We start from the raw sequence: 13527 nt of genomic DNA, 5'->3' as shown, positions 1-13527 counted from the left end.
TCACATTGACCTGATGCTGATCCACAGCCCACAACCTTGTACCGAATTCAGCGACGGCGGTCACTTCGACGGATGCAACCTGGACGTTTCGCCTCCCGCTGCGCATCGGTGATATTCGGACTTCGCAGCGGCACTTCGCGGGAATCTTCGTTTCGCTAGCTGATGGAGCCCAGATCATCCTCGGATCCAATTATCTTGTTCGTTCACCGTCTCGTTTGTAATCGCGCCGGTCAACGTGGCCCGCCTGCTCTGCCCCGCGACGCCGGCTGCTGGCAAGCTCCGAAAGCTCATTCTTCAGCGCATGACGGCGGGTTTCGACGGCAGGCATGTCGTTGACGAATTGCCGAACTTGGCGAGCTAACTCGTGATCCGCTGCCACGCCGGAGCGCTGCAGCTCAGCAGCATAGTCGAGATATCGCCGCCGGATCGCGTCCTGACGTGACTTGGTCTGCTCGTCCCAAGGATGTTTGGCAGTACTGCCGCCCCTAACCTCCGAAATCACCTCCTTACGAGCGAGCCGATCGACATCGGGCGTGATTTTTCGCTTGCGTAAAGCGAGCACCGCGCCGCGATCGGCCTTTCGAACCCGCCCGCGGGTACGCCGCGGCGTTGCCTCCGCCGCGATCCCGCGAAGCCGGAGTTCGCCGGCAAACCGTTCTCGCCAGGCTTGCAGATCCGCCTTGCGCGGGTTGAGGCGCTTGCCGTCATGACCCAGGGACCGAACGGTCAAGTGCACGTGGGGATGCTTGTCGTCGAGGTGCTGGACGAAGACGTAGTCGTGATTGTAGCCGAACGTCTCGGTAGCAAATGCCCGGGCTGAATCCTTGACTGCGACGGCATCGGTGCCAGCCGGCATCGACAGAATGATGTTGACCGAGAGTGACCCATCGCGGCGGCGCTTGTCGTCGAGACCGGCATCATCCTCCCAGCGTTGCTGCAGATCTTTCAATCCGGAACGATCCGCCAGTGTCGCGCCCTGCTCTGTTTCCGCATCGAGCTCGCCGTTTCTCGTGATGTACGAGAGGTGCGACTTGAGATGCGCCACGCCCTTGGTGCGACCGGTGATCTTGACCATCACCTCTGGTGCTCGGCGCACGATGCGTTCGAGCTTTGCACGCATCGCCGGCGTAAGGCGGCTAGGACCGGCCGGATCGGGGATATCCCACTCGGCCCGTCGTGGGCGCCGATTGGGCGTTTCCCAGACATACGAGATCGGCGGAAGTTCGGAGGTCAGGTCGGCCGGCCGCGGCGCGGCGCGTCGGCTCATCGCCGCCCATCCCAATAATCCGCGTTGCCATTCAACGCGTTACGCAATTGCGCGAGCTCTCTTTCAATGACCCATTTGGCCTCTTGAATTGCGGACAGATCGGGCTCAACCGCCCTGCCCTGCAGTACACTGATGTTTGCGGCACGCGCGATCTGGTTGATGTTTCCCCCGATCTGGTTGAGCTCGCGAACGACCGCGCGGAGCGCGGAATGCTCGTCCGGGGAATGCTGCACAGGCGATCCCAACCGCGAGCGCACCAACGCGGCAATCCAGCCGGTGCGGGTCATGCCACGCTGATGTGAAACTTCCGCGAGCTGCCGCATCTCGCTCTCGCGAAATCGCACCGTCACCTTTTCCGGCCGTCCGACCGGCAACGCGAAGATGCGCGGCTCTGGTGCAGCTAGTGCATCAGCAATGAGACGCCGCAGCAGCGCGGATTTGCCGCCCTGGGTAGCCGCAAAAGCGGAGAACTGCGCCGCGACTTCGTCGGAGACGCGAAGCGAGATCAGAGCCATGCGCTCCAATCCCAATTGCGATGTAATACATCGCTGGCGCGAAGCCTATCCTGCACTAGAAAGCAAAAATTTTTGCCCTTAGATGTTGGTTCAAACCAACACTCTCCGCATTCAGCGCTCGCCAAGGCAAAGCGATCGAGGGCCCCTGCCCTCTGCGCCGAATTCTGCTCGCGGCGCTCGCCTGGCGTAGTAGCCATCGCGAATACCGATCCGCCGGCAAGCGAGGAAACGAAGGCACTAACTGACACTGCCACTGTGGACCGCGACTTTCCAGCAGCCTGCGGCCTCTCTACGGCGCTATGGGAAGCGCGTTCGGCCTTCGGCTGCTGCGCTAACGCGCCATCCTTCGGATGGGAAAGTCGCTCCGCCAGCGCGCATCGATAGTCTGCCGCCGCGGCAGCGAAAGTGTCGAACGAGTTCATCTCGACAGGATCTCCTCGATTGTAAGCGCCGATGCTGGAACTTCTTGTTCGTGGTCCGCGCCGTCGACCAACACCACAGCGTGACGTGAGCCTTGCGTCGCGAGCCGATCGACAACAAGCTGTCCGAGCCGGTTCTGGTACCGAACCCTGATCGCCAGCGATGCTGCCGATCTCGATTGTGAAACGACGCGAGTTTTTGGCTGATCCTCCGTTGCCGCTTCGCGGTCTTTCACAGCGTTGCGCGGAAGCACCGCTTCCGGGAGGGGATCGGAGTTTTCGGATCGAGGTCGCCCAACCGGAAATTCGATCCGGGGATTGGCGCGGCCGCCCTCCCCGCGAACGCCCCGGGCCAGTTGTCGAGCCTGTGCGTCGGTAAAGCTGTCCTGCGTCGCGCATCGCCGTTCGATCTCGTCAGGATGCGTGCGCCAGGCCTGGTAGAGTTCATAAAGAGCACGGATCGAGCTGCCCTCAAGGCGCGCCCGAAGGAAGTCCGGCATGGCTTGAACCGACGCGTAACGCGATACCCAGTCTCTTGGCTTGCCGAGCTTGCGCGAGATCTCCGCCTGGGTATCTCCGGCGTTCAATCGGTCTGCGATGAACCTGGCGATCTCAGGCGCACGCAAATCATCGCGCTGGATATTCTCGATCATCTGAGCGTATCGGTCGGGTGAAGCGACGTCTTGAACGAAGGCGGGAATTTCACGCAGCCCTGCGCGCCGCGCAGCGCGGTACCGGCGCGCGCCCATGGCGATGACGTAGCGTCCATCTTCACTACAACGGCGAAGCACGACGGGTTGCAGCACGCCATGTTCGGCAACCGATTGGGAGAGCTCCTCCAGTTCCTGTTCGCTGAAGGTGTGGCGTGGTTGATCGGGATCCTCGTCAATGCAATCAATCGCGACCAAGAGCGGCCGCCCGGCTGCTGCGCTAGGGTTTGCCGCGACGTCGACGAGCTCCTTGAAGCTGAAATCAAGCGTCATTCGTCGTCTCCTGATCGAGCCGTTCTACGATCTTAGCGAGAACCGCACGGATTTCCCGACCGGCTTCTTGCGCCGAGCGACGCTTCAAGCTCCACACCGGCACCCGTTCCGCAACGGCTTCGGCATAGCCGTCCCGTGCAACGATCTGGCCTGGGAACACGTACTTGCCCGCTTCGCGCAACAACTGCTCCAAGTGTGTTCGTTGACGCGGCGACTTGGTATTAAAGTTCGACGGCAGCAGGCCGAGGAATCGCGTGTCCTGACGACCGTAGCGTCGTTGCACACCGATCACGGTCTGCATCAGGGCTTTGACGCCCTTTACGGAATAATCTTCCAGGTAAATCGGCGCCAACACGTGCGAGGCGGCGACCAGGCAAGCGACACTGCGAAGGCCAAGCGATGGCGGGGTGTCGATCACGCAAACATCGAACCGGGCGGCGGCATCGGCGAGATTCTGCTGCAGGGTCAAGACAGCTGCAGCATTGCCGCGATCGATATCCGTCAATGAGCTGTCGGCCGGCGCCAGTGTGATGCCGTTGTTTTCGCCAGCGACAAACCGGGTCGCCGGCTTGAAGAGGTCCGCCGCCGAAATTGACCCTCTATGCTGCTTGAGCGTGTCGGTCGCGTTGCCCTGCGCATCAACATCGATCATCAGAACCCGGCGGCCCGCTTCCGCCATAAACCAGGCCAGATGCACGGCAAGCGTCGTCTTGCCGACGCCGCCCTTCTGGTTGTTGATGACGATCGTGTTCACCGGGTCGACCTTGGTGCAACCATCTGCGCCCGTTTCATCCATGTTCCTCCAGACCGTGCTTCGCCTGCCGGGGCGGTCCTGATCAAACCGGCCTCTTCATCCTGGGTGTTGGTTTGAACCAACGCCCACTGCGAACCAGCACGCGGCAGGATCCTGAAAGCCAGGCACAAAATCCCCTGCCAGAAGAGTCAGGTGGGCCGAGCCACATAGGAACGAGGCGCTCACTCGAAATGAGTTCGCATCGATTGGGCAGGCGCACACCGGAGTTGAAGCAAGACAACGAAAGCCAAATGCGTGTGCCCCTAGCCGTGTTGGTTCAAACCAACACGTTCTGAGGCAGCGCCACCTCGCAATCTCCGTATAGTGTGGGAAGACGAGTCGGAGCCGACGCCCACCAAACCTGGACGGCGGTTAGAAACGCGCGGCGCCCTCGGGCGCAAATACGTCATCAACCTGCTGATGCTCTACCAGTCGATCGGCCAGATGCGCGAAGCTTATGGCGGCCGCGGTGCGACGAGCAAATGGTTCGAAAGCGGCGTCCTGGATCTCGTTCTCGGCGATCAACGATCCCGAGACAGCGGCCTATATCGATGCCCGCGGCGACGCGACCTTGGAGGTCGATCGGCTCACCCAGTCCTCGCAAATGTCAGGTTCGTCGCGGACACGATAGAAGCAACTCGCCCGCCGCCCGCTGATCATGCCGCACGAAGCTGCGCATGCGAACCGACGAACAGATCATCTTCACGGCCGGCAAGCCGCCGCTGCGATGCGGCCGCTGTTTTCACCGACGCACGCCTGCATGTCGGCGCGTCAGAACCAGATGGCGAGGTTCTACCGGAAACAAGGCTCCGGGACTTGAATGAGGATCGCAAGATGTGTCCGAGGCCCGCGAGAGGATCGTCACGCGCATGCGCGGAGACCGCGCGCGGGCTCCGGGAGCGCCGCGTTGGCGGCGCGAGTAGAGCCGTCCCCGAAGGGGCTCGCCCCATGCCCTCGGAGCGGTTATCGCGAGGAAGATGGTTCCGGGAAATTGGCGCGCAGGTACTCGGTCGCCGCCTCCGCCGTCGCGAACGAAGCGAGTTCCAGCATCTCCTCGTCGGGCCGCTGCGGCTGCCGGATCACCGTGACCCGGCCTTCGTCAAGACAGGTACGGGGGTGCTCGCGGAACCGCAGCCATTCGGCCTGCTTGGCTTCGGCCAACGCGCAGGCAGCATCATAGTCATCCGCAATGCCAAGATGGGTCGAGCGGTCCCATGCTCCGCCGTTCAGGCACCGAACCTCGATGCGACCATCCGGACGGGTGAGGCCGTAGGGACGATCCCACCACTGATCGAGCTGTGCCTTGCTCCGCGCTTCGTTCGGCGTCGCGTCAAAGGCCTTGGGCAGTTTCGGGTCGAGTGGAATCCGGCTCGGCATGGCGTCCTCTGATCGGACCGAAAATGCCAGAGAACGGGCCAGAATGGGAGCTGAATCTGGCCGGACCGACACGCCAAATGGCTGATGCTCGTCGTCGGCGCCGCTACAACAGCCCCCATCGAGGGATCGCGCGTGCACCTGCAATCGACCTATCAGGAAAATGAATCGATCGCCCTTGTTCGATTCAACAATCCAATTGGACACAGATTCCAGATGACGGAAGAATCGCTGCATGCCTCAGCTTCCGCCGGACCCTGTCCATCTTCGTCGTGTCGACGCAGCCCGCAATATGCGGCGGTTCTACCTTCTGTCCTTGCAGCCAACCCTGTTCGGCGGCGTGGCGGTGGTCCGCAACTGGGGCCGGATCGGCACGAGCGGTCAGACGATGATGCAAACCTTCGACGACAGCGCGAGAGCCGACGAGGCGTTTGACTGGCTCGAGCGAACAAAGCGACGCCGGGGCTATGCCCCGGCGGTGCAAAACCGCTGATCGGCGGGCGATGCGTCGCCGAACGTGGTTGGCTGGGTGCGTTGCCGGATCAGCTCGGCGAGTTGCGCTTCGAGCGCCTTGCGCTCCGCGGGGCTGAACAGGCAGTCGCGCAGCTCGGCGCGCAGTTCCTCGATAACGTCGACCGTCATGATCTTCTCTCCGTTCAAAGGGAAGAAGGCCCCGCCTCGCGGCGGAGCCCTCTTGGGAGGCTCAGTCCCGGTTCGGCCGGGACCAGATCAGTTGGAGGCCTTCCGCACCCTCGACCTCGGTCAGGGTGGCGTAGATCGGAGCGGGGAAGCTCGGATCGTCCAGCTTGACGGAGAGGTAGTCGCGCTCGGTGTCCTTGGCGGTCTTCTGCCAGGCCGCACCCAACTCGACGTTACCCGAGTAGATGCGGAAGTGCGGTCCCTTGTCCGAAGGATTTTCGACGCGGATCAGCTTGGCCTTGACGTTGAGGTTGAGGGTGAAGCCGTTTTAGGTCAGTTGGCAACCGTCTTTCTGAAATGAAGCGGTTGATCCGATAGCGACATTTTCTGAAGGACACTTCTACAGTGTCCTGTTGTCGGATTTGCGACGCCCCGAGATGGGGCGCCGCATCCGAGCGGTGGCCGCATCAGCGCGACCAGACCAATGCGTAGCCGTCATCGACCGCGACGAGGTTGGCGTAGATCGGCGCCGGGAAGGACGGGTCGTCGAGCTTGACCGAGTGGTAGACGGTGTTGTTGTCCTTGGAGGTCCGCTGCCACGCGGCACCTATCTCGACATTACCGACCACCACGCGCAAGTTCGGAGCCTTCTCGTTCTCAGAGGGTTCGGCCGGAAGGAAGCGCGCCTTGAAATTGAGCGAGAGCGTCTTGATGGTGCCGGTGTATGAGCCGTCTTCGGCGCGGGTGAAGGTGCCAATCTGAGCCATAGTGATCTCCTGTTGCTGTTTCCAAGCCCGCGACCATCGCGGCCTTGATGGCGATCTTTGAGCGCCGCAACGACCGACCTGCAGCCTCTGGCCCGCAGCGTCAGCGGAGGATGGCGGGCTGAGCGATCTTGTTGCCTCGCGAGGAATGCCGCCGCTTGGCGGCAGGGGAAGAAGATCGCGAACGAGCCATTGCGGGTAAAGGTCGGCGAGCGCAGCGAGCGTATTGTGGCGCGTGATCCCCCAGAAAAAGGCCGGTATGGACGTGGGCTAAGCAACCCAACAGGAGAGCATTGCTCAAAGGCCCTCACTACCGCCGCGACGGCGACATCACCGCGGCAACAGTAGCGCGATCGAAGGTACGGCGGGTTGATCCCGCGACCCCGATCCAACGGAGAAGGCTCGATTGTTCGTGCAGATGGCGCCGTGATACCGCCGCTTCGGAGCGGATCCAAGGTAATGCTCGTGAATCCGCCGCGACGAGAACGGCACCCGCGACGCACGAGGTCATTCGCTCGACGTTCGCAGCACTGCGGGACCGCGCAGGACAACGATCTCCTTGGTCAAGTGGGCGCTGCGGCGCTCGGCCCTCTCGGCACGGCGTTCCGCCTCGATGGCGCGTTGGAGGAGGCCGGCATTCTCAGTGACGATCTGCCGGATCTGCTGCTGCATGTTGTCGATTACACCACGCTGTTCGACGAGTGTGTCGCCCATGGTGGTGATCCGATCAGGTACGCTTTGCCGTCGGCGGGCTCGGATGAGGGCGTCGAGGATGTCACGGTGATTGGCGTAGATGGCGTTGCGGCCGACGCCCGCCTCGCGCGCGAGCGCAGCGACGGTCAAACGTCGGATCGAAGCGGCGGGTTGTTCTGAGGATCCATTCGTCAATCGATCGAGCGCCGCGCGCAGCTTCTCCGCCGTGGCCTTTATGCGCCGATCATCCGGATTTGCGGTGGATCTCTTGGGCATGGCCTTCTCCTGCGGCGGAAAGATCGGACAGAATGCGTTGGCACTCGGCGATGCGCGTGTTGGCGAGCGCGAGGCTTGGATCGTCGAGGCGTCGATCGGCGATCAACGCCAGATTGCGGTCGAGGCGTGCCTGCCAGACCGGGCGATGACGCTCGGTGACGGCGAAGTTGGCGCAGCTTGCGCAGGTGCTCTGGGTGCGCCAGAGCGCGTTCGGACCACGATTGTCGCCCATGCAGGCGGCGGTCTCCACACGGTAGACGCAATACCCCCAATCGCAGACGCCGAGCCGCATGCCGCTGTCTTCGATCAGGAAATTGATGTAGGCGGCGAGCTCGCCGTCGCGCGTGCGGCCGCGGAAACGCGATCGCGAGGACAAACGGCGCCCGCCATTGCCGGCGAGGCGCGAGGCGGTGAGCAGCTCCTCGAGAGCGAAGCGCGTCTCTTCGAGGGTCTGTGCGTCCACGAGCTCGCTCAGATCAAAATCGGTACCGACATAGGCGCTGTCGGTCATGATGCGGGTCACATGCCCGAAGTGATGCTGGAGAGCGTGCAGGCCGGTGCGATCGCGCTTGCCGACGAAGCGGGCGAAAGTCTTGCGCCCCTGATGCGTGGTCAGGTGCCAGGGCGTGCCGTCACCCTGACAAGGCAGATCGATGAAGGGAGCGAACCTCCGGTTCAGCCGGATGATGAGAGACCAGCCGGTCGGGACCTCCGGCGGGCGGCGGTCGACGACGCCCCTGCCAGCGAGGGAGAGCCAGAGCTCCGATCGGCCTGTCTCAGCGCGAAATGGCTCCGACAGATGATGCAGGACCTCGACGGCGCGCAGGACGGGTGCCGGCGCCGGCCAGAGATGCGGCGTTCCGGCGTCAGTGCCGGCGGTCTTGAAGATCCGCCCGCGGAGATAGCTAAAGGATTCGGCGCCATCGGCGGATGGGCGCTCTTCGACGCAGTTCGCTTGAAGCGAGAGAATCTCTGACACGCGCGCGCCGACCAGATAGGAGATGGTGACGAAACACGCCTCCTGAATCCGGTTGATCAGCAGGCGCAACTCCCTTGTGCGGGTCAACGGAGGGTGCCAGGCGACCTCCTCGCCCTCGATCGTGGAAAAGCGGAACGAGGAGACGAGCGCACGGACGGCCTGGCGGTGGGCGAAAGGCGTTGGGCCAGGATCGTCCTTGCGAAACGGCACGACGCGGTCGCGCAGCGCGATGACGTCGGCGGCTGGTTGCCCGATCAGCCGGATCGCTGCCGAGATGAGCGCAACGGCGATGTCGTCCGGCGTGTGGGGCAAGCGCTGGATGGTCTGGCGGCCGAAGCCGGAGAACCGGCTAGCGCGCTCATCGGCGAAGGGATGCTCGCTCGGTGGGCAGGCCAGTCTGGCTCTTTGCTGGAAGAGGCCGATCAATAGATTGGCGTATGCCTGACGGGTGCCCGGTCGGAGCGGCATGCCTGCATGGCCGCGTCGCTCCGTGACGGATCGCATGAACTCTTTTGCCGTATCGGTGTCCAACTCGTCGAACCCGTGCATGCCCCGGCCCGCCATCCATCGGATCAGGAAGCGCAGCTGGACGGCCACTGTCACAAGCGATCTGGCCTGAGCTTGCCGGCGACCGACAGGAGGATCGACGCGAAGCGACCATAGGAAGGTGCGGGCATCCTCCAGCCACCGATGCCATCGCGGATCGGTGAAGCGACTGCCGTCCGGCAGCTCGAATGCCCAATCGACGCGAAATTGGTGACGACGCAGATCGGCCCGCGTATGGTCGAAATGCCATTGCGCATCGGTCCAGATCGATCGTGACGAAACGCGTTGCGCGGCATCGAAACGATGGAGCCGCTCTGATTGTGCCGGCATAGTCATTCCAACTCCGGGAGCAGCGGCATGCCGGTAGCGAGCTTGCGGGCGGGCTCGTGCATGTTCGCGGGGAAATCCGGGAGGATGTCCTGGGTGAGAATGCGCCACGACGGGGCATAGAGAAGGCTCCAGCGCTTCGGATCGAGCCGTTTACGAGCCTCTTCGAGCCGATCGACAGCGGCGAGGATGCGCGCCAGATGCCCGACATCGATCGGGACGACGAGGCCCGGACAAGCGAGGCAGCCGCCGAACTGCGGGCAGAGGCGATCGACGCCGTCTCGGCCGGGAGCGACAGGAGCCAGGCAGTCGTGCCCGAAAGGGGCGGTGGCGCGCAGCTTCCCGAAGGCCGGCGGAGGCGTGTCGCGCTCGGGGCCGAGCACCCAGTTGATCATCTGCTCTTGCAGGTGCGCGATCGTCTGGCGCTGGAGGCGGGTCGTCTCCTCGCTCTTGAGATAGGTCTCTGTTGTTGCGACGCTGGCATGGTTCAGGATCGATTGAGCGACGAGAACGTCTCCGCCCGACGCGCGGTAGTGCTCAGTCGCCACGCTTCCACGAAATAACGCCGGCGCAAAGTCTGCGATCGGCTCCCGCAGTTGGTCCGGATGGTCCGTGTTCCACGCGTCGATGCGTTGGTTGGCGCGCTCGATGAATCTGAGGATGGCACGCCTCAGAACGGTGTGTTCGATGACCCCGGTGCGGCTGCGAAGCGATCGGCGCGAATGCTCCTTATGGATGCTGCGCGTCAGGAAGAGTCGATCTTGCTCGCTTGGCGGTGCTGTGGCGATGATCGGTTCTGTCAGCGCCAGCATCATCTCGATCAGGTTGGGTGCGGCATACCGCCGACGGCGATCGAAGGACCGCCGCTGCGCTTTCTGAAGCCGCGCGCCCGTTTTGGGCTTGTTCCAGTCGACGATGACGCGGTGTTCGTCGAGCGGATGCGGCACAAGGCAATCCCGACGGATGTGGCGCAGCGGTTCGGGATTGGCCGCGGTCTGGATGGCGATGGCCAAGAAGAAAGGAACCAGCGTGTCGGTGGTGATATGGAAATACTGCGCCATGGTCCGAGCGCCGCCCCAGTACTGGACCAGCGTGCTGGACTTGATCCCGTGCGCCTCGAGGACAGTCGTGTCGGGCATGAGGCCGTCGTCGATCCGGCCGATGCGCCATATCCATCGGTCGAGCCCCTGGCCGCGCAAGGTCTTGGGCGGTAGCTCGGGGCGTCGGATAACCTCCTGCCCGTACTGAAACCGGGCCCAGGCCTCGTCGATCTCCTCGTAGCAGGCCCGCAGGATCGCCTTGACCTGATTCGAGGGAAGTCGTCGCCGAGGCTGTTGGCTCGCCCTCCGCCCCGGAAACGCATTCCAGGGGATCTCCAGGTCGTGCGCTATGCGCCCGCGTCGATTACGCCGACACCAGAAGAGCAAGGGACGCAGAAGGTCGAAGGCGATAGCGTGGGCCCCGCGTGGCGCTCGCGATGCCCCTTGCTTCTTCAGCCAGAGTACATAGCGGCCAAGTGCCGCGGTATCGAGATCACTCGCGGTCTCGATCATGCCGTCGTCAACGACGAAACAGGTGAAACGTCGGAGCGCCCTCCATGTCGTCTGGCGTGTTGCTGATTGCTGAGCGACGCAATGCGCGCGGAATGCCTCGACCAGGAGGTCACGCAGATCGACAGGCAGGCCGGCGAGCTGTCCGGAATCGAACCGCTGATCGGGGTTGCCCCAGGCATCGACGAAAATGATCGTGTCAGCCGGCGCTATCGAGTCCACCGCCGCCGTCTGCGTCGCCTCAGTTGCAAACCGGCGGTCGATCGGGGTCCGCTTACGAACGGCCATGAGGCACCAGTTCGCCATACAGATAGGCGAGGCTCTCAGCGAGTGTGTCCGCGTGAAGCTCAACACAGCGCAGATAGATCGCGGTCGACTGGATCGACGCATGACCAAGAAGGACCTGCACGATCTTGAGCGGGTTGAGGTCAGGCGTTGTCGCCGCCTGCTTTTGCAGGCGGACAAGCATCGCCATCGCAAAGGTGTGTCGCAGCCAATGCCCTGATCCGGCGAGCCCGGCAGCCCTGAATCCAGCGCCGAAGACCGCCGAGAGCCTTGCGCGTGTGATGGGATCGCCCTTGCTGTTGAGGAAGAGCGTCGCCGGCGACCGATAGCGCGGTCGAGCCGCGCGCAATCGCTTCACGAGCGCGGCGCGCTCCTCTCCGGCGTACCAGTGGGTTCGGTCGATTAGCCGCAACGGCGGATAGACGGTCCTTGGCCGGTCTCCCTTGGTGATGGTCAGCGGGATGCCGACCAGCGGATCTTCCTCGATGTCGAGATGGGCAACCTCCGGTACCTGTTGAAGCTTCAGGCCGCACAACTCCTTGCGGCGCATTCCGGTCGCCAGCGCCCATTCTGCGATCAGCCCATAGGGCGGATCGAGATGGTGGAACAGAGCCTGGAGCTGATCGACGCGCAGCGGGCGCGGCAGCCGCTCCGCTTCCGAAATTGTCAGGACATTCGCCGCTATGATAGGCCGACGGTGGTCAAGATGCGCCATCATGCCCTGGCGCGACGACCGGAGCGACACATCGACATAATCGAACGGCAGCGTGTCGATCAGACCGCGCCGATGCGCCCACAAATAGAAGCGGCACACTGACCGGACACGATCGTTCACGGTTGAACGGGCATAAGGGCGACCCGTATGGGGGCTCGGTGCCGCCAGCATCCTGTTGCGGTACCCAGCAATCGTTCCTTCGTCGGCAAGCCGCCAGTCGAGGCCGCTCTGCTCCAAGCTGTCGAACCAGTCATGCAGGTGCTCGCTGTAGGTCCGCAGCGTCTCCGTCGCATGCGAACGGCCGGGGATCGTGGCGAGCTCGAGCAAATAGCTGAAAGCCGGCTCGATGATCGACATCTGCGCGTCGAGTAAAATGGGAAACCCGGCTGGAATCCCTTCAACGCCGTCGGTCGCCCGCACGATCGAAACCATCCCGCCCTCCGGAGGCAACGCACCCGGAGGCGCAAAGAGAATCAACATCTCCACGTGCTTACCCAATCGATCGAACTAACAGATGACAACACCGTAACGAGAGATAAGCGGAGCGCCTTCGGCGCGAGTCTTCTTTAGATGCGAGGCGTTCCCCCTCGCGCTCCCCCCGTTCGCCACGTGGCAGGGGTGCAGGACTTCGCCTGCACCCAATGAAAAGTTTGTGGTGTCGCCGCCGCGTCAAGCGTTGTCCTCGCTTCGCTGCGGGAACGCTTGACCCGGACGTCTGCGTGCAAAACTCGCAACAGTCAGCGCGCTAAAGGACACCTTCTCGCGCGTAACCTAAGCCGTTGCCGGNGCCTCGAGGATTTCACCTACGGCACGAAAAAGTTTGTGGTGTCGCCGCCGCGTCAAGCGTTGTCCTCGCTTCGCTGCGGGAACGCTTGACCCGGACGTCTGCGTGCAAAACTCGCAACAGTCAGCGCGCTAAAGGACACCTTCTCGCGCGTAACCTAAGCCGTTGCCGTTCACGGTGAAGTTGCCGATGGTAGCCATGTTCGTGTCCTCTTTCGTTTCTCGGGCCGCGACCATCGCGACCTCGATGGCTGTCGTTGACCGGAGGCGATCGGGCCGCACCCGAAGGGCCGCAACGCAGTGGAGGACGGCCAGGGCGAGGCTTTCTTGTCTCGCGAGGAATGGGCGCGCAGCGACCAGGGGAAGAAAGCTGAGAACGGCCGTTGCGGACTTGAGATCGAGACGGAGCGCAGCGACGACGGCCTTCGGTCAGACAAGCCAAATCGAGGACGCAGTGGGCGCGTCAGACCGAACGATGGGGACACGACGGAGCGGCCGGCACACCACCCCGAACGACAACGATGTCCGGGCACCTGACGAAAAACCCACCCGCACACCACACAAGGTCTCGCGCCGCCGACCACCACGAGACACCGGACAGCCGATCTGCGAGGCAACC

The 13527-nt window shown here is 63.2% G+C and carries 13 protein-coding genes and 2 pseudogenes; 2 read left to right on the top strand and 13 right to left on the bottom strand.

The genetic code is table 11. The annotated features are described in order from the left end of the window. Positions 1-190: 190 nt before the first annotated feature. From ASG57_RS12135 to ASG57_RS12120, 5 genes are read right to left on the bottom strand one after another with little or no spacing between them, the layout of a single operon-like run. On the bottom strand, positions 191-1267 hold the full coding sequence (locus ASG57_RS12135; RefSeq protein WP_244490928.1) for a relaxase/mobilization nuclease domain-containing protein: 1077 nt from the start codon (positions 1265-1267) through the stop codon (positions 191-193). Continuing rightward, positions 1264-1782 (bottom strand): plasmid mobilization protein, encoded by a 519-nt coding sequence (locus ASG57_RS12130; protein ID WP_057196374.1) that lies wholly within the window; start codon positions 1780-1782, stop codon positions 1264-1266. The genes ASG57_RS12135 and ASG57_RS12130 overlap by 4 nt, the downstream gene beginning before the upstream one ends. Continuing rightward, entirely contained in the window at positions 1773-2204 is a 432-nt protein-coding gene (locus ASG57_RS37680; RefSeq protein WP_156402645.1) for a hypothetical protein, read from the bottom strand. Before ASG57_RS37680 ends, ASG57_RS12130 begins: the two co-directional genes overlap by 10 nt. Then, on the bottom strand, positions 2201-3184 hold the full coding sequence (locus ASG57_RS12125) for a ParB/RepB/Spo0J family partition protein (RefSeq protein ID WP_057196373.1): 984 nt from the start codon (positions 3182-3184) through the stop codon (positions 2201-2203). The genes ASG57_RS37680 and ASG57_RS12125 overlap by 4 nt, the downstream gene beginning before the upstream one ends. Beyond that, positions 3174-3980: a ParA family protein gene (locus ASG57_RS12120; protein ID WP_230646798.1), complete on the bottom strand. Its 807-nt coding sequence runs from the start codon at positions 3978-3980 to the stop codon at positions 3174-3176. The genes ASG57_RS12125 and ASG57_RS12120 overlap by 11 nt, the downstream gene beginning before the upstream one ends. A gap of 363 nt (positions 3981-4343) precedes the next feature. On the opposite strand from ASG57_RS12120, the pseudogene ASG57_RS36625 reads away from it, so the two are divergent. After that, positions 4344-4801: pseudogene (locus ASG57_RS36625) on the top strand (type IV secretory system conjugative DNA transfer family protein); the annotation flags it as partial. A gap of 139 nt (positions 4802-4940) precedes the next feature. On the opposite strand, the gene ASG57_RS38660 reads toward ASG57_RS36625, so the two are convergent. Further along, positions 4941-5588, bottom strand: coding sequence for a hypothetical protein (locus tag ASG57_RS38660; protein ID WP_200948553.1), 648 nt, complete (start codon positions 5586-5588; stop codon positions 4941-4943). Between ASG57_RS38660 and ASG57_RS12110 the strand changes: the two genes are divergently transcribed. Then, positions 5587-5844: a WGR domain-containing protein gene (locus ASG57_RS12110; protein ID WP_057196371.1), complete on the top strand. Its 258-nt coding sequence runs from the start codon at positions 5587-5589 to the stop codon at positions 5842-5844. The genes ASG57_RS38660 and ASG57_RS12110 overlap by 2 nt on opposite strands. On the opposite strand, the gene ASG57_RS38655 is transcribed toward ASG57_RS12110, so the two are convergent. The 7 genes and pseudogenes from ASG57_RS38655 to ASG57_RS12075 all read right to left on the bottom strand — a co-directional run bounded on the left by ASG57_RS38655 (position 5817) and on the right by ASG57_RS12075 (position 12557). Beyond that, positions 5817-5993, bottom strand: a complete 177-nt coding sequence (locus tag ASG57_RS38655) for a hypothetical protein (RefSeq protein WP_197433729.1) — start codon at positions 5991-5993, stop codon at positions 5817-5819. The two genes, ASG57_RS12110 and ASG57_RS38655, sit on opposite strands and share 28 nt — an antisense overlap. A 61-nt stretch (positions 5994-6054) precedes the next feature. Then, positions 6055-6309, bottom strand: a pseudogene (locus tag ASG57_RS12100) (DUF736 domain-containing protein); the annotation flags it as partial. A 148-nt stretch (positions 6310-6457) separates the two neighbouring features. After that, complete coding sequence (locus ASG57_RS12095) at positions 6458-6757, bottom strand: DUF736 domain-containing protein (protein ID WP_057196369.1); 300 nt, start codon at positions 6755-6757, stop codon at positions 6458-6460. A 504-nt stretch (positions 6758-7261) separates the two neighbouring features. After that, positions 7262-7723 (bottom strand): hypothetical protein, encoded by a 462-nt coding sequence (locus ASG57_RS12090; protein WP_057196368.1) that lies wholly within the window; start codon positions 7721-7723, stop codon positions 7262-7264. Next, positions 7692-9578 (bottom strand): site-specific integrase, encoded by a 1887-nt coding sequence (locus ASG57_RS12085; RefSeq protein WP_152343722.1) that lies wholly within the window; start codon positions 9576-9578, stop codon positions 7692-7694. Before ASG57_RS12085 ends, ASG57_RS12090 begins: the two co-directional genes overlap by 32 nt. A gap of 2 nt (positions 9579-9580) precedes the next feature. Continuing rightward, the gene (locus ASG57_RS12080) at positions 9581-11413 is read right to left on the bottom strand and encodes a site-specific integrase (RefSeq protein WP_057196366.1); all 1833 of its coding nucleotides are present in this window, start codon (positions 11411-11413) and stop codon (positions 9581-9583) included. Then, positions 11400-12557 (bottom strand): tyrosine-type recombinase/integrase, encoded by a 1158-nt coding sequence (locus tag ASG57_RS12075; RefSeq protein ID WP_057196416.1) that lies wholly within the window; start codon positions 12555-12557, stop codon positions 11400-11402. Before ASG57_RS12075 ends, ASG57_RS12080 begins: the two co-directional genes overlap by 14 nt. Positions 12558-13527 lie beyond the last annotated feature (970 nt).

The organism is Bradyrhizobium sp. Leaf396 (genome assembly GCF_001424605.1).
GTDB classification, from domain to species: Bacteria; Pseudomonadota; Alphaproteobacteria; order Rhizobiales; family Xanthobacteraceae; genus Bradyrhizobium; species Bradyrhizobium japonicum_C.
Note: the sequence above shows the minus strand (reverse complement) of the source record. Positions and strands in the feature narration are given on the sequence as shown.